20 protein-coding genes and 2 pseudogenes are annotated in these 18899 nt (G+C 44.1%); all 22 read left to right on the top strand.

What is annotated here, in order from left to right:
• Positions 1 to 32: 32 nt before the first annotated feature.
• Positions 33 to 212 (top strand): hypothetical protein, encoded by a 180-nt coding sequence (locus G7Y39_RS02440; protein WP_165154732.1) that lies wholly within the window; start codon positions 33 to 35, stop codon positions 210 to 212.
• The gene (locus G7Y39_RS02435) at positions 199 to 543 is read left to right on the top strand and encodes a hypothetical protein (protein ID WP_165154872.1); all 345 of its coding nucleotides are present in this window, start codon (positions 199 to 201) and stop codon (positions 541 to 543) included. The genes G7Y39_RS02440 and G7Y39_RS02435 overlap by 14 nt, the downstream gene beginning before the upstream one ends.
• Positions 544 to 549: 6 nt before the next feature.
• Positions 550 to 678: a hypothetical protein gene (locus tag G7Y39_RS13795; RefSeq protein ID WP_255453002.1), complete on the top strand. Its 129-nt coding sequence runs from the start codon at positions 550 to 552 to the stop codon at positions 676 to 678.
• Between the two features lie 323 nt (positions 679 to 1001).
• Positions 1002 to 1928: a hypothetical protein gene (locus tag G7Y39_RS02430; protein WP_165154731.1), complete on the top strand. Its 927-nt coding sequence runs from the start codon at positions 1002 to 1004 to the stop codon at positions 1926 to 1928.
• A complete protein-coding gene (locus G7Y39_RS02425; RefSeq protein ID WP_165154730.1) occupies positions 1925 to 2950 on the top strand; it encodes a polysaccharide pyruvyl transferase family protein in 1026 nt (341 codons plus the stop codon). Before G7Y39_RS02430 ends, G7Y39_RS02425 begins: the two co-directional genes overlap by 4 nt.
• A 58-nt stretch (positions 2951 to 3008) precedes the next feature.
• Entirely contained in the window at positions 3009 to 4268 is a 1260-nt protein-coding gene (locus G7Y39_RS02420; RefSeq protein WP_165154729.1) for a lipopolysaccharide biosynthesis protein, read from the top strand.
• On the top strand, positions 4265 to 5503 hold the full coding sequence (locus G7Y39_RS02415) for a glycosyltransferase family 4 protein (protein WP_165154728.1): 1239 nt from the start codon (positions 4265 to 4267) through the stop codon (positions 5501 to 5503). Before G7Y39_RS02420 ends, G7Y39_RS02415 begins: the two co-directional genes overlap by 4 nt.
• Positions 5503 to 6603, top strand: coding sequence for an EpsG family protein (locus tag G7Y39_RS02410; RefSeq protein WP_165154727.1), 1101 nt, complete (start codon positions 5503 to 5505; stop codon positions 6601 to 6603). Before G7Y39_RS02415 ends, G7Y39_RS02410 begins: the two co-directional genes overlap by 1 nt.
• An 18-nt stretch (positions 6604 to 6621) precedes the next feature.
• Positions 6622 to 7863 carry a glycosyltransferase gene (locus G7Y39_RS02405; protein WP_165154726.1) on the top strand — a complete coding sequence of 414 codons (1242 nt, stop codon included), beginning with the start codon at positions 6622 to 6624 and terminating at the stop codon, positions 7861 to 7863.
• 103 nt (positions 7864 to 7966) lie between these two features.
• On the top strand, positions 7967 to 9205 hold the full coding sequence (locus tag G7Y39_RS02400) for a glycosyltransferase (RefSeq protein ID WP_165154725.1): 1239 nt from the start codon (positions 7967 to 7969) through the stop codon (positions 9203 to 9205).
• A gap of 66 nt (positions 9206 to 9271) precedes the next feature.
• Positions 9272 to 10438: a glycosyltransferase gene (locus G7Y39_RS02395; RefSeq protein ID WP_165154723.1), complete on the top strand. Its 1167-nt coding sequence runs from the start codon at positions 9272 to 9274 to the stop codon at positions 10436 to 10438.
• A gap of 14 nt (positions 10439 to 10452) precedes the next feature.
• Positions 10453 to 11526 carry a polysaccharide biosynthesis protein gene (locus G7Y39_RS02390; RefSeq protein WP_165154721.1) on the top strand — a complete coding sequence of 358 codons (1074 nt, stop codon included), beginning with the start codon at positions 10453 to 10455 and terminating at the stop codon, positions 11524 to 11526.
• 253 nt (positions 11527 to 11779) lie between these two features.
• Complete coding sequence (locus tag G7Y39_RS02385) at positions 11780 to 12733, top strand: hypothetical protein (RefSeq protein WP_165154719.1); 954 nt, start codon at positions 11780 to 11782, stop codon at positions 12731 to 12733.
• A gap of 76 nt (positions 12734 to 12809) precedes the next feature.
• Positions 12810 to 12971: pseudogene (locus tag G7Y39_RS02380) on the top strand (UDP-glucose 4-epimerase); the annotation flags it as partial.
• A gap of 48 nt (positions 12972 to 13019) precedes the next feature.
• Positions 13020 to 13280 carry a DUF6364 family protein gene (locus G7Y39_RS02375; RefSeq protein ID WP_165154713.1) on the top strand — a complete coding sequence of 87 codons (261 nt, stop codon included), beginning with the start codon at positions 13020 to 13022 and terminating at the stop codon, positions 13278 to 13280.
• Positions 13281 to 13691 (top strand): PIN domain-containing protein, encoded by a 411-nt coding sequence (locus G7Y39_RS02370; protein ID WP_165154710.1) that lies wholly within the window; start codon positions 13281 to 13283, stop codon positions 13689 to 13691.
• 172 nt (positions 13692 to 13863) lie between these two features.
• Complete coding sequence (locus G7Y39_RS02365) at positions 13864 to 14052, top strand: hypothetical protein (protein ID WP_165154702.1); 189 nt, start codon at positions 13864 to 13866, stop codon at positions 14050 to 14052.
• Positions 14053 to 14281: 229 nt separating this feature from the next.
• On the top strand, positions 14282 to 14599 hold the full coding sequence (locus tag G7Y39_RS13595) for a hypothetical protein (RefSeq protein WP_241159947.1): 318 nt from the start codon (positions 14282 to 14284) through the stop codon (positions 14597 to 14599).
• Between the two features lie 33 nt (positions 14600 to 14632).
• Positions 14633 to 15877 carry a capsular polysaccharide biosynthesis protein CapF gene (locus G7Y39_RS02355; RefSeq protein WP_165154708.1) on the top strand — a complete coding sequence of 415 codons (1245 nt, stop codon included), beginning with the start codon at positions 14633 to 14635 and terminating at the stop codon, positions 15875 to 15877.
• Complete coding sequence (gene wecB, locus G7Y39_RS02350; RefSeq protein ID WP_165154706.1) at positions 15870 to 17030, top strand: non-hydrolyzing UDP-N-acetylglucosamine 2-epimerase; 1161 nt, start codon at positions 15870 to 15872, stop codon at positions 17028 to 17030. Before G7Y39_RS02355 ends, wecB begins: the two co-directional genes overlap by 8 nt.
• Positions 17031 to 17033: 3 nt before the next feature.
• Entirely contained in the window at positions 17034 to 18251 is a 1218-nt protein-coding gene (locus tag G7Y39_RS02345; RefSeq protein ID WP_165154704.1) for a glycosyltransferase family 4 protein, read from the top strand.
• An 87-nt stretch (positions 18252 to 18338) separates the two neighbouring features.
• Positions 18339 to 18899 (top strand): annotated as a pseudogene (locus G7Y39_RS02340) (hypothetical protein); the annotation flags it as partial.

Below are 18899 nucleotides of genomic sequence, written 5' to 3'. Positions count from 1 at the left end.
TTGTCTCAGAATCATTATAGAAATGAACGATTATGACTCAATTAAACGAACGTCACCTTTTGGATATAGAGGCAAAGAAGCGTTCCATAGCGTCTTGGCAGAGGCAGCCTCTATCTCTTACCGAACGTTTGAGTCAATTCAAGCGCTTGCGGGAACAACGTATTGCAAGGGAGTCCAAATTGAAGCCCTCCGGAAAGAATCAACGTTCATAATTACTATTTTCCTGATTGTGCATACGATCTAATTGGATTTTCATTGAATACCTCAGAAAATGTCTGTGCCGTATTGACGCAGCCTTTTGTTCGATCAGAGCGAGAGGCTACAGAGGAAGAGATTCGTACTTCACTATTGTCTTACGGTTTTACTGCCGAGTTGGATGGAGAATATTATACGAATGGGGTCTATGATATATTTGATGCGGTACCTAATAATGTCCTTTATGGCATAGATGGGAAATGCTATTTCATAGATACTATTATTTATCCGACCAATAAAGGGGGACTGAATGTCTATAAAAGTCTTTCTCCTCGTTGCTCTAAGTAATACGTGGTGCGATTAGGGATGAAGTATGCTACGCTCTGCGGTCTTCCGGTGGTGAAGGTGGAGATCAATTTCAGTACGGAGAAGCGTACGATCGAAGAGTGGAAGATAGAAGACAATGCAGCAAGGATTGGATAGAGTTGGTAAATCATTTTTACCTTATCGGGGAATAGTGTCTTCCCTTATCAGGGAAAGGTGGTTTCCCTGGTAAGGAAAACCATCTTTCCCAACCTGGCTCTGTCAAGCCTGTGAACAATAAATACGTTCCCCGTCCAAAACAGGGACAGGAGAAAGCTGCCTGACAGGGCAAAACATGAAATCAAAAAGTTTTTTACTTTATCATGGACGTAACTTGTTGATTGACAAGAGTACGCTGTAGTGGTGGTTTACGTATCGCTGACACCGAGGCTTATCAATGGCTGAATTTTGTGCTTGGACACTTACTAATATGAGAAAATAGAATGGATACTCCTGTATTGCTAATAACATTCAATCGTCCGGATTATACGGTACGTATGCTTGATGCTTTGAAAAGATGTAAAGTATCAAATTTGTATGTCTTTAAGGATGGACCTCGCCCCAACTCTCAATCAGACAAGGACGCATCTAAAGAAATTGAAAACTTGGTTAATGCAATTGATTGGGATTGTAATGTCAATAAACTGTTTCTTAATAATAATCTTGGCTGTGGATATGGACCATACACTGCAATCTCTTGGGCTTTTGGGCTGGTTGATGAGTTAATAATTCTTGAGGATGATTGCATCCCTACAGAAGCTTTTTTCCTATTCTGTGCGGAAATGCTACATAAGTATCGTGAAAATAAGAATGTTAGACATATAAGTGGACGTTCTCATTTGACCGGTCATAAGTGTTTTGAAAAAGCAGACTATATATTTACTCAATACGCACCGACTTGGGGTTGGGCTACTTGGAAACGAACATGGGATGGTTTTGATATGCAGATGAGGGAACTTAAAAACTTTTTTGAAACTGGAGGCTATTCAAATCAGTTTGCATCAGAAGAAGAGGTCAAGTTCTTCAACAAACGCTATAAAAACACCATCGCCGATACTTCTATGGTTTTCCATGTTTGGGATTTTCAATATGGACTACATTCACGGGCAAATAATTCATTGGCGATTGTACCTGCAAAAAATCTTATTCAGTATATCGGCGTAGAAGGCACACATCCAGCTACTGAAGAATCCTCGTATGTAACGCTAACTGTTGATGAAGGATTTAAGGCAAATAGACATCCGTCCAAAATAGAAATAGATCTGAGATACGAACGAGACCACTTTAAATCTTTTGTTTCTCCAAATGTGAATTTTTTGCAAAAGATAAAATTGATAGTTCTTCAAAGACTTCAAAGATACAAAAAATGAGATACGGGTTATTAGTCTATCCACACAACAAAAGTGGAATCTTCAATATCGGAGATTATATCCAAAGTATTGCGGCAGCACAGTTCCTACCGCAAGTTAATGCATATCTAAATAGAGAGCACCTTAATGATAATCCTGGCGATGACATCGCATTGATAGCAAATGGATGGTATATGCACAATCCGGAAAACTGGCCGCCACATAATAGAATTCATCCATTGTTTGTCGCCTTGCACATCAATAAGTTGGCAGAAAAGAGTATGCTTTCGCTTGAAAGTATTAATTACCTTAAATCTCATGAACCTATAGGTTGTCGAGACTATTATACAGTTGAGAATTTAAAAAAGCATGGCGTAAATGCATATTTCAGTGGATGTTTAACATTGACTTTAGGCGAAACCTACAAACGTGAATATGTGGATAAAGAAAAAATAATATTTACGGATGTAAATTCTCATCTTGCACGTACCCCAAGATTCATGGTAAAATGTATCATGAATCTTTTATTCAAAAGAAGAATTTTGAAGCAGATAGCCAATAGTATGCTTGAATTTGGTATTCAGCTACAAAGCAGTAGGCTTGCCGCTTTCTACACGACGTATTCTAAAATATTTAAGGATGAAGTACTAGTTCAGGCGCACTACAAACAGCATGAAATTTATGACAAATTCAAGTCGGATAAAGAGAAATTTGATTACGCAGATAGCTTGCTCAAAGAATATGCTACGGCAAAATATGTCGTGACCAGTAGAATCCATTGCGCCTTGCCATGCTTAGCCTTAAACACTCCGGTTCTTTTTGTCCACAACCAAAATTTAGGACTTGTTCACAATTGTCGCATGAACGGACTTGTTGAGTTGTTTCATGTAATTAGAATCGACGGCGATTCGATAAAGTGCGACATCACTAATGCAAAAATTGGATTAGATTTTAATTTCTGTAATAAATATGATTACAAGCCAATTGCAAAAAAAATGATTAAACGTTGTACGGACTTTATCGCTAAAGTCTCAAAACAGTAATCAATTCATTAAATATACCGCACTTCGATTTATGCTTATGGGATATAAGAGTAAGGTATTGGCATACGGACGTAATCTGACCACCTATTTTGGTGCATCGATAGTTCCGATGCTGTTGGGTTTGGTCTCAAATCCGTGGGTTGCTAAGAACATGAGTCCCGAAGACTACGCAACTTCGGGGTATTATGTATCCTTTTCATCGCTCATAAGTCCGGTCATTATCTTTTATATGATTCACTATTATATAAAAGAGTACTTCAGGCGCAATGAAGAAGAGCGCCGCCGGTTGTATGCCGTCATTGCAAAGGCTACCATCTGGTTTTCAGGTACAGTTTCGATAGTATGTTTCGTATTGCTGTATATCTATCTGGCTTATTTCGCAATCGACCTGTCATTTCCCATAATGCCATATCTGGCGCTTATGGTATTCGCTTTGCCCCTTACAGGACTTCTTAACCTTCAGCTGGCTCAATACCGCATGGAGAAAAAAGCCAAGGCTTATTTTTGGTTGTCCTCGGCCAATGGATTGCTGAACATTCTATGTACGCTCCTCTTTGTAGTTTGGCTGAAATGGGGAGCCTTTGGCAAATTACTTGGACCATTGGTGTGCAATGCCTCAGTTTTCTGCACAATGCTGTATTTCTTCCGGGATTCATGGCATGTACGGACAAATTTTTCAGATGTCCGCAAAGTTTTAATATTTTGTTTCCCTTTGGCTCTTAGTGCAATGCTTGGATATTTTACCAGCGGATTCACAACGACATACCTCGAATCGGTGGGAGAAACCTCTGAATATGGTTATTATATAGTCGGGGCATCTATAGCAGCGTACCTCACCACATTCTCTACCGCTGTCGGCAACACATTCCAGCCCGATTTATACGAAACTGTCATCAAAGGCCAATACCGCCGCTATGCCGGCATATGCGCTTTGGAAATATGTTGCTTTATCCTTATTGCAACGGCGTTTATAGCTTTGGCCCCCTATATAATCTCATTGCTCACCGCCGGACGATACCTCGCTTCGACGCCCTATGCGCGTATCATAGCACTGAGTACGGTGACGAGCGGCATCTATTATCTTATAAACAATTATTCGATAGTTACCGACCGGCCTCGGCTGTATCTTTACACTTCGATTATCGGCAGTCTCTTCATAGTGGCATGTCTGCCGATGCTTGTCGACAAATGGAGCTTTTACGGTGGTGCTTGGATGACGGTAATATCTTATATAGTGTTCGGTATAGTCAACATCATATTGCTCTTATTTACCCATCGGCCTCCAAAGGAACGACAGAAAATTGCCAAAATGTCATGAAAATATTGTGGATTACCAATATCATGTTGCCCCCGATTTGCAAAGCCATGCAGATGCCGGTTCCTGCGGTAGGAGGGTGGATGTATTCTTCTTTGAAGCGATTAGCGGCCGGTTCGAAGCACGAATTTGCAGTCGCTACCGTCTATAGTGGCAATGATTTTATTCGGCAGGAAGTCAATGGAATAACATGGTACAATCTTCCTCTCAGAGGTAAATCTTACATTAGCTACAATACCCATCTTGAAAGTTATTGGAAAACTGTCAAAGAAGAATTTAAACCTGATGTGGTGCATATACATGGTTCTGAATATCCGCATGGATTGGCTTATGTCAATGCTTGTGGATCATCCGGTGTTGTAGTATCAATACAGGGCATAATATCGCGCTATGCGCGATATTATGCCGCAGGTATTGATTCTACGAGCGTAAAGAAGTGTTTAACATTTCGGGATATTGTCAAATGCGACAATTTGCTGAAAGGACAGAAAAGCTTTGAAAAGCGGGGACAAGACGAAATCAGGCTTTTGCAAAGTGTCGGGCACATAATCGGACGTACTGATTGGGACAAGGCGCATGCATGGGCTATTAATCCGGATGCGCAATACCATTACTGTGGCGAAACGCTTCGCGATTCATTCTACAATCATAAATGGTCATACGATAAATGTGAACCGCATACGATATTTGTTTCGCAGGCGAGCTATCCGATAAAGGGACTGCATAAATTGCTTGAGGCAATGCCTTTGGTATTACGAGAGTATCCTGACACAAAAATATATGTAGCAGGAGACGACCCTACGGCGAAGCCATGGTGGCGCATAACCGGATATGGGAAGTATCTGCTTCATCTAATCAACAAGCTCGGTCTTAGACCTCATATAACTTTCACCGGGATGCTTTCGGAGGAGGATATGTGCAGCGCATACTTACGGGCTAACCTGTTTGTCTGCCCGTCAGCCATTGAGAATAGTCCAAATTCACTCGGCGAGGCTCAGATAATGGGAGTGCCTTGCATAGCTTCGTATGTAGGAGGAATACCGGGCATGATGAATGGATATGAACGAGGAGGAATGTATCGGTTTGAGGAAGTGGAAATGTTGGCTAAATTGATATGTGATTTTTTTAGTCGCAGTGAATATACGGGTAGTGGTGGAGGTGAAATAGCGCATAGAAGACATGAACCCATTGAGAATGCAGTACGGACAATCGAAATTTATAGAAAGATCGTAGGCTGATGACTTATACAATCTTTTTTGGTTTAATAGCTGTCCTTTTGGCATATTTGGCTCGTTATAAGTTCTTTAAAATTGGATTGGAGCTGTCTTTTTTTGTGTTGACTATTTTTATGGGTATCAGGTATGATTGGGGCAATGACTATCCGGCTTATTTAAAGATGTTTTATAAGAACACATTGACAAATGATTTTTCTAAAGATTATTTTGTAGATATATTTACTGATGAAAATTCTGAATTTGGTTGGAAAATTCTAAATATGTTATTTAAAGATTTTGGTTTTTTTGCAATGGTTTTTGTTCTGACCAGTTTGGAATATTATATACTTTATAAGGCGATAAAGAGATATGTCAGTCCCAAGTGGTATTGGTTGGCGGTATTTTTGTTTACATTTAATAGTGGATTTATGCTGACAGGCTGTTCTATGATGCGACAATATTTATCAATGAGCATTGTCGTGATGGCTATAAAGTATATTATTAATGGTAATGGATGGAAGTACTCAGCTTGTATTTTTCTTGCTTCTACTATCCATACATCAGCATTAATAATGTTACCTATTTATTTTATCAGATTACTTCCAAGTTTGTATTCACAAAAAGCAATATTCGGAGCTGTTTTGGGAAGCCTGTTCTATTTCATGTTAGCTTCTTTAATTGCTGCTGAATTTTTACCTGTGTTTTTGGAATTTGGTAATTTTGAACGCTATGAAACTTATTTGGAAACAGAATCAGTTACCGCTTCTATCGGATTAGGAGTTATGTATTATTGTGGTATATTCTTTGTAGCATTACGCTCTGGTAAATATGTGGAACATAGTATGTATGTAATAGCAGTACTTAGTTCTCTTTATATCTTGTTTGTCCCTTTTGTAACCGTTGCTCCCCTCGTAGGTCGTGTGGGGTATTATTTTAGTTATTTAAGTGTTTTGTCATTTCCTGTTATGTTTGAAAAAATGTATGGAAAATGGTGGATAAATGTATTCCTTGTTGTTACAATAGTTTTTACTCTTTATTTGTTTTTTACTTTTTTTTATTCAGAAATATGGTATGATTCAATGTTTGAATATAAGTCCATATTTAGCGCGCCAATGTGGATGTAATCTGTTTTTCCTGTTTTTATGAGAATTTTATTTATTTCGTCATTATATTCATCTGTTTCTAAGGCGTATTTTGCTGATAATTGTGCTCATGGTGCATCGTTGTTGAACCAAGTGGATGCTTTTCAATGGGCTATTTTAGAGGGGCTAATTAAAAATGATACGGATTTTAGCGTGGTATCTTTTCCTGCTTTGGGGACATTTCCTTTTCATTTTAAGAAATGTATTGTGCCGGAGTCAGATGTTGTATATGAAGATAAATCTTATGGTTTATCTTTGAAATACTCAGCACTGCCTGTTTATAAGGAATGGAATATACAAAAACGGTTGAAGAAATATGTAAAGAAATGGATTGCAGGAGTGAATTGTACTACCAATGAACCTTTAGTCGCTTTGGTCTATACGTCTGCTGCCATGTTTGTTGAGCCTTTGGTTCAATTGAAATGTGTGTATCCTAATTTGCATATCTGTTGTGTCATTACAGATTTGATTGATGATGCGATGAATTTTAATTCAAACAGATTCTTTTTAAAACACATTCAAATAGTAATAGAAAAAAGAAGGCAAAAGAAATTATATAAGAATATTGATTATTTTGTGTTGCTTTCAAAGGCGATGGAAGAAAAGATTCCGGAGGCAATAGGAAATAATATTGTAATTGAAGGTATTTATGGTCAACATGAATTATCTTTTGTAGAGAATAGACAGAAGGAAGAAAAATTGAAGCAGATTCTTTATGGCGGTACATTAGAGGAATTTTCAGGTATTAAGGACCTTGTTGATGCTTTCATGCTACTAAAGAATGTAAATTATCGATTGGTTATATGTGGTTCTGGTTTTTGCGAGACTTATATAAAAGAGTGTGCCCAAAAGGATAATCGGATAGATTATAGAGGAATGATTTTGCGAAGTGATTTTTTGCTTTTACAGAAGGAGGCTACGCTGTTGGTTAATCCACGTAAGCCGACAGAGGCTATCACCCGTTTTTCTTTTCCTTCAAAAACAATAGAATATCTTTCTTCGGGTACTCCTATGCTTGGGTATAAGTTAGAAGGGATTCCGTGTGAATATTATGATTATTTCTATACAGTTAATGATCTTACAATATGTGGCTTGGCTGATAGATTGCAGGAAGTACTTTCATTACCTGATGAAGATAGATCCTTGATGGCGGAACATGCTCGAACTTTTATCTACCAGCATAAAACTGCCGAACACCAGATTGGCAGGTTACTGAATTTTCTAAATTCAAGATTAGCTTAGTAAATGGATAGATATATCGTGTTTTTCTTCACGCAAATTTTTTTCTTTTCTTTATTATGACATTGATGCTATTCTCAAATACATCAAAGAAATATGTACTGCAATGAAGTTCTTGCAACTAAACGTAACCGCCAACTGGGGATCAACAGGAAAGATTGCCGAAGGTATCGGTCAGGCGGCTATGGCTCGCGGATGGGAGTCGACGATTGCTTACGGTCGGAATATGAATCCTTCGCAGTCGCAGCTTGTTAAGGTCGGTAATAAATACGATGTTTATGCGCATTATGCTCAACATCGCCTTTTTGACCGTGAGGGATTGGGTAGCAAAAGACCGACCAAGCGCTTGATAAAGTGGATTGATAGCTACTGTCCGGATATTATTCATCTACATAATATTCATGACCATTGGCTCAACTATCCAATACTATTTCAATATCTGTCGACGATCGACACGCCGATAGTTTGGACTTTTCATGATTGTTGGGCATTTACCGGCGGATGTGCTCACTTTAATGATGTGAATTGCAGTAAATGGCAAACCGAATGTGGTAGGGAGTGCAAGATTCCACGAGCTTTAATCGACAACACACATAATAACTTCCAGCTAAAAAAAAGACTGCTTCGAGACCTATCGCAGAATCTTACAATAGTTTCGGTATCGCATTGGCTTGATTCGCTTGTCGCCAAATCGATATTTAAAGATTTGGATCATCGGGTAATATACAACGGTATCGACACTTCAGTATTCTATCCACGAGCAGTTGACGAGATAAATCAAAAGTTTACACTTGAGGGAAAGTGCGTTTTGATAGGGGTTTCAAATGTCTGGACGGAAAGGAAAGGATTAAACGATTACGTGGCTCTTTGTCAAAGATTGCCTGAAAAATTTGTAATTATACTTGTGGGACTTTCTCCAAGACAGATAAAATCACTTCCTCCGAGAATAATTGGTATACCTCGCACCAATAGTGTTGGCGAACTTGCCACATTGTATAGTCGGGCTGATGCTGTTTTATGCCTGTCAAAAGCAGAAACATTTGGGTTGACTTTAGTTGAAGGTTTGGCTTGTGGCACTCCATCAATTGGCTATGCTGACACAGCTATTAAAGAATTGCTTTCTCCAAAAGTTGGGATACCCGTAAGACCAGGAGACATTGACGAATTGTCTAAAGCATTGTTTTCATTGGCTGAAAGTAAAATTTGTTTTGATTCGGGAGTCTGTCGCAAGCGTGCTGAACAGTTTTTCAATAAGGATATTCAATACGATAAATACGTTGATCTGTATTCTGAATTGTTAAGCGTTGACAATCAAATAATTACCCCCCCCCCATTGCGGCACTAGTCTAAGTTATTATAACTTAAAGTGTTACTCGCATCTCTTCTTCGCAAAAGAAAGGAGGTGTGCGTAATGCCAAGATTACTTCAACTGAATGTGACAGCGAACTGGGGATCGACAGGTCGGATTGCCGAGGGAATAGGTCAGGCGGCGATGGCTCGTGGTTGGGAATCGGCGATTGCTTACGGTCGAGAAATGAATCCTTCGCAGTCGCAACTTGTTAAGGTCGGTAATCGTTTCGATGTATATGCGCATTATGCGCAACATCGGCTTTTTGACCGTGAAGGATTGGGTAGCAAAAGACCGACCAAGCGTCTGATTAAGTGGATTGACAGTTACAAGCCGGATATTATTCATCTACATAACATTCATGACCATTGGCTCAACTATCCATTGTTGTTTCAATATCTCGCAACGATTGAAACATCTGTTGTATGGACTTTTCACGATTGTTGGGCGTTTACCGGTGGTTGCGCTTACTTTGATGATGTGAATTGTAATCAATGGCAAACCAAGTGTAATAGATGCCCACAAAAAACATTCGCAGATAGAAGCAGAGCTAATTTCATTCTCAGAAAGGATTTGTTTTCACGGATTCATGAAAGACTTACTATTGTGCCAGTATCTAATTGGCTTGGAAACTTCGTAAAACAGTCTATGAAGAACTGCTCGATACGGATGATACACAACGGTATAGATACCACGAAGTTCGAGCCTAAATACAAGAAAAAGAAAGTCGTTTTGGGAGTGGCGCTTCCATGGTCTCCTCGCAAGGGCTTGCCTGATATGGTTAAGTTAAGACAATTGCTTCCGCAAGACATTGAAATTAAGCTAATAGGTTTGAATGATGGACAATTGGAGAAATTACCCAAAGGCATTGTCGGAATAAAGCGTACCCAAAATATTGATGAGTTGGTTAAGCACTACAGTGAAGCAGCAGTGTTTGTAAATCCGACGTATGCTGACAACTTTCCCACGACTAATCTTGAAGCCCTTGCTTGCGGAACGCCTGTGGCTACTTATCGTACCGGAGGTAGCCCCGAGGCGGTTGATGAACATACCGGAATTGTCGTTGAGAAAGGGAATGTGAAGGCTCTTGCTAAAGCGATAATGAAGATATTGAATAATCCCGGCAACTTTAGCTCGGACACTTGTCGTAAGCGAGCAGAACAGTGCTTTAATAAAGATATCCAATTCGGTAAATATGTCGATTTGTATGAATCCTTACTTTCGAAATAATATAACAACATAATATGTCAGTATTCAAAGATAAAACTCTTTTGATAACCGGCGGAACCGGATCGTTCGGCAATGCCGTGTTGCGGCGGTTTCTTGACAGCGATATCCGTGAGATCCGCATTTTCAGTCGCGATGAAAAGAAGCAGGACGATATGCGGCACAAGCTGCAAAATCCGAAGGTGAAGTATTATATCGGCAACGTGCGCAACAAGGAGTCGGTCGACATCGCCATGCGCGGCGTGGATTATGTCTTCTCGGCTGCGGCATTGAAGCAGGTGCCGTCGTGCGAGTTTTTTCCGATGGAGGCCACTCGCACCAATGTGGAGGGAACTAACAATGTGCTGCTTTCAGCCATTGAGCATGGTGTGAAGAATGTTGTTGTGCTCTCGACCGACAAGGCCGCCTATCCTATTAATGCTATGGGTATTTCCAAGGCGTTGATGGAGAAGATTGCCATTGCCAAAGGGCGTGAGTTGGGCGAGGGGGCAACTACCACCATCTGCTGTACCCGCTACGGCAATGTGATGGCAAGTCGCGGTTCGGTGATTCCCTTGTGGGTCGACCAGATGATGAACGGCCAGCCGATTACGATCACCGACCCGGAGATGACGCGCTTTATGATGACGCTCGACGATGCTGTCGACCTCGTTGTCTACGCATTTACGCATGGTCATAACGGCGATCTGTTTGTGCAGAAAGCTCCGGCAGCGACGCTTGCCACTCTTGCGCAGGCACTGAAAGAAATCTATGCCAAGGTGGACCCGAAGTATGGCGAAACCGAGGTCAAGGTGATCGGCACACGCCATGGTGAGAAGCTGTACGAAACGCTCGTGACACGCGAGGAGATGGCGAAGGCTATCGACATGGGTAACTACTTCCGTATCCCTTGCGATACTCGCGACCTGAACTATGACAAGTTCTTCACGCAGGGCAACGAAGCGGTCAGCCGGATTGAGGATTACCACAGCCACAATACGCATCGCCTCGATGTGGAGGGAATGAAAGAGCAACTGATGCGCCTTCGCTTTATCCGCGAAGACCTCGGACTGATTGAAGCGGACACCAAGAGGGAGATACGTTCGGAATGAAAATTATAGTAACAGGAGCTAAAGGTTTTGTCGGCAAGAACCTTTGCGCTCAATTCAACGCCATTAAGGACGGCACGTGTCTTGTCCCTCCCCCTTGTGGGGGGAGCCGGAGGGGGGCTTTGAACTCTTCGAATACGGAGATCAGGAGCGAATAAGAAATAAGAATAATCATGTGGCCGAGAAAAAGGAAGAAAGATTAGGAAAAGCGGAAAGATATTCGTTTCTTTGTTCGGTAATCCCTAAAAATAAAGCCATGCTACTGATAGCAAATCCCATATATGACTCGGTGTTCAAGTTTCTGATGGAAGACAACCGTGTGGCGAAGATACTCCTTTCCGCCTTGTTGAAGCAGGAGATCACGGAGCTGGAGATGCGCCGCAACGAATACACCAACATGCAGCAGACGCGCATCTCGCTGTTCCGCATCGACTTCTCCGCCAAGGTGCGCGACGCCTCGGGCGCGGAGCGGTTGGTGCTCATCGAGATACAGAAGACGTGGCTCATCACGGAGACCTTGCGCTTCCGGCAATACTTAGGTGTGCAGTACCTGGACAAGGAGAACCTGCGTGAAGACGACTCTTCCAAAGGTTTCGGCCTTCCCATTATTTCCATTTACCTGCTGGGGCACAAGGTGGGTGACCTGCGTGAGCCGGTGGTGTATGTCCGCCGCCACTACTTTGACTATGACGACTGCCGGATAGAGGAGGGCGTTCCCGACCCATTCATCGAGAGCCTGACCCATGACAGCATCATCGTGCAGATACCCTACCTGAAAGGCCAAGCCCGCAACCACTTGGAGCGTATTCTCAGCGCGTTCGACCAAGAGTACCGCATCCCCACGGACGATCACCTGTTAGGAGTCAGCGATACTCACCTGCAAGGCGACGAACATCTGGTGTTCAACCGTTTGGCACAGGCGGCTGCCACCCCGGAAATACGTCGAGACATGGAGGTGGAAGATGAAATCCTTTCGGAGATAGAGAGGCGTGACACCGTCATCATGGCAAAAGACCATGAGATTGAGCAGAGAGATAAGGTAATAGAGCAAAAAGACAAGGAGCTTGAACGGCAGGCTCGTGAAATAGAGCAACAGAACAAGGCCTTGTCTGCCACGATACGTAGCCTGCACGAACGTGGAATGTCCGTCCGGGAAATAGCCGACCTCCTTTCCATGGAGGAGGGGAATGTCCGTCCGTTTCTGGAATAGGAGTGCCAAGACAAGGGCTCTTCCCCTTACAGGAAGCTTTTGAAGATTCACATTGGCAACCCCATAACAACGATTACAGGGCAACGAGGCGGTGAGCAGGATCGAAGACTATCACAGCCACAACACGCGCCGCCTCGATGTGGAGGGAATGAAAGAGCAACTGATGCGCTTGCGCTTTATCCGCGAAGACCTCGGATTGGACAAGCGGGTGAAAGCGATGGACATCAAGTCGGAGTGAGTTGCGATTCTTGTTTTTATTTCGTACGTTTGCAGAAAATGAATTTGTATGAAAGGAAACTCTGTTTTAAATATTGACGAACACACGTTGCGTGAGGCTTTTGACTATGCAAGGATAAAAGGGATCGATTTATCTGACATGGTCGAGAAATTCCTTTTGAAATTTATTTCGGGCAAAGAGGACAGAACGAGAAAAATACAGGTTTCTGACGAGGTGAGAGCGTTAGCGGGAATTTTGTCATCGGACAAAAATGACAAGAGCTGGAGGGAGCGTAAAAGTGATTGCTTGGAATCAAAATATAGAGAATAAATGAAACTTTTTCTTGACACGAACGTGATTGTCGATTTGCTTGAAGATCGGGAGCCTTGGGTTCAAGACGTGATGATTTTATTTCAGCTCGCTGTTGAGAAAAAAGTGGAATTGTTGGTTTCTGATTTGACAATTGTCAACCTTGCATATATTACACGTAAATCGTATTCTAAAGAGCGATTGTATGATGCGTTGGTCCGTTTGCGAAAATTTGTAACGATCGTGGAAATCGGATGTAACGCTATTGATAACGCGATAGATTGTCGGTATAATGATTTTGAAGATGCCGTGCAGTATTTCGCGGCTGCAAGGAAAAACGTGAATTATATTATCACTCGTAACGCGAGGGATTTTAGTTTTTCCAGTATCCAAGTGTTGACTCCCGGTGAATTTTTGAATTTAATTTTGTAGGTTGTTAATAATCTATTCCCCCTCCTTGTGGGGGGAGGGGGGCTGAACTCTTCGAACGCTGAGATCAAGAGCAAATAAGGAATAAAATAGTAATAATGAACGGAAAAAGGGAAAATCGTTTGCTTCTGTAGGAAAAGTGATTACTTTTGTGGCATCATCATATTATGAGATTATGGGAAAGAATAAAGTTGCAAGGCGTAAGTTCAAAACTCCTGAAGAATGGCAAACCATATTGGAGGAGCGTTTCTCTTATCTTCCTAAAAGCGAAAGAGATAAATTGATTTATGGGAATGAATTCGTAAAGGTGCCCTCCGAAGAGCTGGAACGTTTGCGTATTGATGTTTACCCTTACCTAATGTAGGCTTTGGGGGTTGGAATGAAAGTTTCGCATTATAACTATCGGTTTGTACAACGGTTTGATGAGGCTCGTGACGAAAATACCTTTTTTAAGGTACAAGTTGCTTTATGCATTTAGATCGCCAAAGTCACATCAATGGTATTGGGTGTGGGTGGAGGCGTATGAGCATGATATGTATGCGATAAAATTTCACTTGAAAGCCCATCGGGACAGTAAAGATAAATATAGTCTGATGACTGGATTGAATGAGGTGCGTCCGGTCATTAATACTTGTATAGCTATCATGCAGGAAATTGCCAATCAGAATCCTCGTGCTTCGTTTGGTTTTATAAGTGCGAACATGAGGGGCGAAAGCGAATATCTTACAAAACGTTTCAGAGTCTATTGTAGAATAATGGCTACCCGTTTCACTGAAGATGTATTTGAGCACTATCAAATTGTACAGAAGAGTGCTTATATTATGGTGAGAAAATCAGAATTAGAGAAGCAACCTCAGTTATTGCAACTTTTTACAGATAAGTTTATCCGACTTTACAATTACTTCGATTAGTTTCTTTCTGCTTAAAAGATAAGTACGAATATCATGAAAATCTTAGTGACCGGCGCCCGGGGGTTCGTCGGTCGAAACCTTGTGTCCCAATTGCACACTATCCGGGACGGCAAAGACCGCCGTGTCTTGACCCTCCCCCTTGTGGGGGAAGCCGGAGGGGGGCTTGAAGTCTTTGAGTACGACATCGACTCCACACCGGAAGAGCTTGACCGCTACTGTGCAGAGGCCGACTTCGTCTTCAATCTTGCCGGAGTCAATCGCCCGGAGAATCCCGAAGACTTCCGTAAGGGAAACTTCGGCTTCGCCTCGACATTGCTCGACACGCTGAAGAAGCACGGCAATCGCTGCCCGGTGATGCTGTCAAGTTCCATTCAAGCGACACTGATAGGCCGCTATGCCGGACATCCCTACGGCGAGAGCAAGAAGGCCGGCGAGGAGCTATTCTTCGAGTATGCCAAAGAGACCGGCACGAAGGTGCTGGTCTACCGCTTCCCGAACCTGTTCGGCAAGTGGTGCCGCCCGAACTACAATTCCGCTGTCGCCACCTTCTGCCACAACATCGCCAACGACCTGCCGATACAGGTCAACGACCCGGCGGTGGAGTTGGAGCTGCTCTATATCGACGACCTCGTTGATGAGATGATCGCCGCCCTGCAGGGTAAGGAGCACCATTGTGACTATGACGGCATAAATCCCTCTCCCTGTGGGGAGGGCAAGGGTGGGGCTGATGGACGTTACTGTTATGTGCCGCACACCCATAAGGTGACGCTCGGACAGATTGTCGACTTGCTGAACCAATTCAAGGCACAACCGCAGACGCTTGTTATCCCTGAGATACCCGACGGCTCGTTCGCCAAGGCGCTTTATTCCACCTATCTGAGCTATCTGCCAAAGGAGAAAGTGGCATTTCCGCTGAAGATGAATGTGGATCCTCGCGGTTCGTTTACCGAACTCGTTAAAAGTACCAATGTCGGGCAGGTCAGCATCAACATCTCCAAGCCGGGTATCACCAAAGGCGAACACTGGCACAACACCAAGTGGGAACAGTTCATCGTCGTGAAAGGCCATGGACTTATCCAACAGCGCAAACTCGGCACAGACGAGGTAATCGAGTTTGAGGTCAACGGCGACAAAATCGAGGCCGTCCACATGCTCCCCGGCTATACGCACAATATTATTAACCTGTCGGACACCGAAGAGCTCGTGACTGTCATGTACTGTAACGAGTGCTTCGACCCCAATCGTCCCGACACATTCTTCGAAAAAGTAAATGGCTGAATTTAAGAATAACGGCAAACTCAAACTGCTGATTATCGTCGGCACACGCCCCGAGATTATCCGCCTTGCGGCGGTAATCAACCGTTGCCGCGCGTATTTTGATGTGATCCTTGCCCATACGGGGCAGAATTACGACTACAACCTCAACGGCGTTTTCTTCAAGGACTTGAAGCTGAAAGACCCCGAAGTGTATATGGATGCCGTCGGCAAAGATCTTGGCGAGACAATGGGTAATATCATCGCCGCCTCTTATCGGCTGATGGTCGAGACCCAGCCCGATGCAGTGCTTGTCCTCGGTGATACCAACTCCTGCCTGAGCGTTATCGGTGCCAAGCGTCTCCACATTCCCATCTTCCACATGGAGGCCGGCAACCGCTGTTTCGACGAATGTCTGCCGGAGGAGACCAACCGCCGTATTGTCGATATCATCTCTGATGTGAACATCTGCTACTCCGAACACGCCCGCCGCTATCTGAACGCCTCGAACGTTGCGCCGCAGCGCACCTACGTTTGCGGTTCGCCTATGGCCGAGGTGTTGCACAACAACCTCACCGACATCGAAGCCTCCGATATCCTCACTCGTCTCGGTCTTGAAAAGGGCAAATACATTCTTTTGTCTGCCCACCGGGAAGAGAATATCGATACGGAGAAGAACTTCCTGTCGCTCTTCAACGCCATCAACGCCATGGCAGACAAGTACGATATGCCGATACTCTACAGTTGCCACCCGCGCAGCCGCAAACGCCTTGAAGCAAGCGGTTTCAAACTTGACCGCCGCGTGATTGCCCACGAGCCGCTCGGCTTCCATGACTACAACAATTTGCAGATGAACTCCTTCGCCGTAGTCAGCGATTCCGGTACATTGCCTGAAGAATCGAGCTTCTTCCTGAGTATCGGCAAACCTATTGCCGCCGTCTGCATCCGCACCTCAACCGAGCGCCCCGAGGCCCTCGACAAAGGCGACTTTATTCTTGCCGGCATTGATGAGCACTCGTTGCTGCAAGCCGTCGATGTAGCTGTGGAGATGAACCGCAATGGTCACCTCGGCCTCACGGTTCCCAACTACACCGACACCAACGTCTCCACCAAAATCGTCAAACTCATCCAGTCCTACACCGGCGTGGTCAACAAGATGGTCTGGCGCAAGTTTTAATCTATGAATATCCTGTTCCTGTCTCTTTCGCGCATCGAAAACATGAACAGTCGCGGTATCTACTCCGACCTCATGCGCGAGTTTATAAATCGCGGCAATGATGTTTATATCGCTTCGCCCACGGAGCGGCGATTTGGCAAGCCTACGCATCTTATCGAACAGTCGCATTGCCGTATTCTTAAGATAAGAACGCTCAATATTCAGAAAACCAATGTTGTAGAGAAAGGAATAGGCACACTGTTACTCGAACGGCAGTTTGACAAGGCGATCCGGAAATATTGGGGGGATGTCCGGTTTGACCTTGTCCTTTATTCCACTCCGCCGATTACTTTCAACAAAGTAATCGAACGGGTGAAGGGGCGGTGCGGCTGCCGGAGTTACCTTATGCTGAAGGATATATTCCCGCAGAATGCTGTCGACCTCGGCATGATGAAGCAGGGCGGTTTTCTACATAAGATGTTCCGTAAAAAAGAGGAACGACTGTATGAGATTTCCGACAAAATCGGATGTATGTCGCCGGCAAACTGCGCGTACGTCATCAAGCATAACCCGGCGGTTGATCCTGCCAAAGTCGAGCTTTGCCCTAACGCGATAGAGGTCACCGACATTCCCCAACCGACGCAGGCAGAACGCTCGGAGTTACTTGAAAAGTTCAATATTCCTGTCGACAAGACACTGTTCATCTACGGCGGCAACCTCGGCAAACCGCAAGGGATTGATTTCCTGCTCCGGGTGATAGAAGCCAATGAAGGGCGGGACAACAGCTATATGGTGGTGGTCGGCAGCGGCACGGAATATCCAAAGATAGCCCGTTGGTTTGAAGAGCATGCCCCGAAAAACGCCGGATTGCTTTCGGCTCTTCCCAAGCAGGAATATGACAGCCTGGTTCGGGCGTGCCATGTCGGCTTGATATTCCTCGACCCGCGCTTCTCCATACCGAACTTTCCCTCGCGCCTGCTCAGCTACCTCGAAAACCGTATGCCTGTGCTCCTCGCTACCGATGAAAACACCGATATGGGCCGCATTGCCGAACGCGAAGGCTTCGGCCTGTGGACAGAGAATGGAAAGATAGATGCCTTCATGGAGAGGGTCGAGTGTATGGTAGAGGACGACAAGCGGATGAGGGAGATGGGGGAAAAGGGGTACAGATTCTTGTGTGAAAATTATACGGTGAATAGGAGCTATCAGGCTATCATGAGACATTTTCGAGGAGATGAATAATCATGTGGCCGAGAAAAAGGAAGAAAGATTAGGAAAAGCGGAAAGATATTCGTTTCTTTGTTCGGTAATCCCTAAAAAAATAGAGCCATGTTACTGATAGCAAATCCCATATACGACTCGGTGTTCAAGTTTCTGATGGAAGACAACCGTGTGGCGAAGATACTCCTTTCCGCCCTGTTGAAGCAGGAGATCACGGAGCTGGAGATGCGCCGCAACGAGTACACCAACATGCAGCAGACTCGCATCTCGCTGTTCCGCATCGACTTCTCCGCCAAGGTGCGCGACGCCTCGGGCGCGGAGCGGCTGGTGCTCATCGAGATACAGAAGACGTGGCTCATCACGGAGACCTTGCGCTTCCGGCAATACTTAGGTGTGCAGTACCTGGACAAGGAGAACCTGCGCGAAGACGACTCTTCCAAAGGTTTCGGCCTTCCCATTATTTCCATTTACCTGCTGGGGCACAAGGTGGGTGACCTGCGTGAGCCGGTGGTGTATGTCCGCCGCCACTACTTTGACTATGACGACTGCCGGATAGAGGAGGGCGTTCCCGACCCATTCATCGAGAGCCTGACCCATGACAGCATCATCGTGCAGATACCCTACCTGAAAGGCCAAGCCCGCAACCACTTGGAGCGTATTCTCAGCGCG

The sequence above is a fragment of the Parabacteroides sp. ZJ-118 genome, assembly GCF_011038785.1.
In the GTDB taxonomy this organism is placed as follows: Bacteria; Bacteroidota; Bacteroidia; order Bacteroidales; family Tannerellaceae; genus Parabacteroides.
The sequence above is the reverse complement of the archived record's forward strand: the minus strand, read 5'-3'. Positions and strand labels throughout refer to the sequence as shown.

Excerpts from the sequence above, each read along its gene's own strand:
- G7Y39_RS02440 (WP_165154732.1), top strand. The coding sequence starts at position 33 with ATGACTCAATTAAACGAACGTCACCTTTTGGATATAGAGGCAAAGAAG.
- G7Y39_RS02430 (WP_165154731.1), top strand. The coding sequence starts at position 1,002 with ATGGATACTCCTGTATTGCTAATAACATTCAATCGTCCGGATTATACG.
- G7Y39_RS02425 (WP_165154730.1), top strand. The coding sequence starts at position 1,925 with ATGAGATACGGGTTATTAGTCTATCCACACAACAAAAGTGGAATCTTC.
- G7Y39_RS02415 (WP_165154728.1), top strand. The coding sequence starts at position 4,265 with ATGAAAATATTGTGGATTACCAATATCATGTTGCCCCCGATTTGCAAA.
- G7Y39_RS02410 (WP_165154727.1), top strand. The coding sequence starts at position 5,503 with ATGACTTATACAATCTTTTTTGGTTTAATAGCTGTCCTTTTGGCATAT.
- G7Y39_RS02405 (WP_165154726.1), top strand. The coding sequence starts at position 6,622 with ATGAGAATTTTATTTATTTCGTCATTATATTCATCTGTTTCTAAGGCG.
- G7Y39_RS02400 (WP_165154725.1), top strand. The coding sequence starts at position 7,967 with ATGAAGTTCTTGCAACTAAACGTAACCGCCAACTGGGGATCAACAGGA.
- G7Y39_RS02395 (WP_165154723.1), top strand. The coding sequence starts at position 9,272 with ATGCCAAGATTACTTCAACTGAATGTGACAGCGAACTGGGGATCGACA.
- G7Y39_RS02390 (WP_165154721.1), top strand. The coding sequence starts at position 10,453 with ATGTCAGTATTCAAAGATAAAACTCTTTTGATAACCGGCGGAACCGGA.
- G7Y39_RS02385 (WP_165154719.1), top strand. The coding sequence starts at position 11,780 with ATGCTACTGATAGCAAATCCCATATATGACTCGGTGTTCAAGTTTCTG.
- G7Y39_RS02375 (WP_165154713.1), top strand. The coding sequence starts at position 13,020 with ATGAAAGGAAACTCTGTTTTAAATATTGACGAACACACGTTGCGTGAG.
- G7Y39_RS02370 (WP_165154710.1), top strand. The coding sequence starts at position 13,281 with ATGAAACTTTTTCTTGACACGAACGTGATTGTCGATTTGCTTGAAGAT.
- G7Y39_RS02365 (WP_165154702.1), top strand. The coding sequence starts at position 13,864 with ATGGGAAAGAATAAAGTTGCAAGGCGTAAGTTCAAAACTCCTGAAGAA.
- G7Y39_RS13595 (WP_241159947.1), top strand. The coding sequence starts at position 14,282 with ATGACTGGATTGAATGAGGTGCGTCCGGTCATTAATACTTGTATAGCT.
- G7Y39_RS02355 (WP_165154708.1), top strand. The coding sequence starts at position 14,633 with ATGAAAATCTTAGTGACCGGCGCCCGGGGGTTCGTCGGTCGAAACCTT.
- wecB (WP_165154706.1), top strand. The coding sequence starts at position 15,870 with ATGGCTGAATTTAAGAATAACGGCAAACTCAAACTGCTGATTATCGTC.
- G7Y39_RS02345 (WP_165154704.1), top strand. The coding sequence starts at position 17,034 with ATGAATATCCTGTTCCTGTCTCTTTCGCGCATCGAAAACATGAACAGT.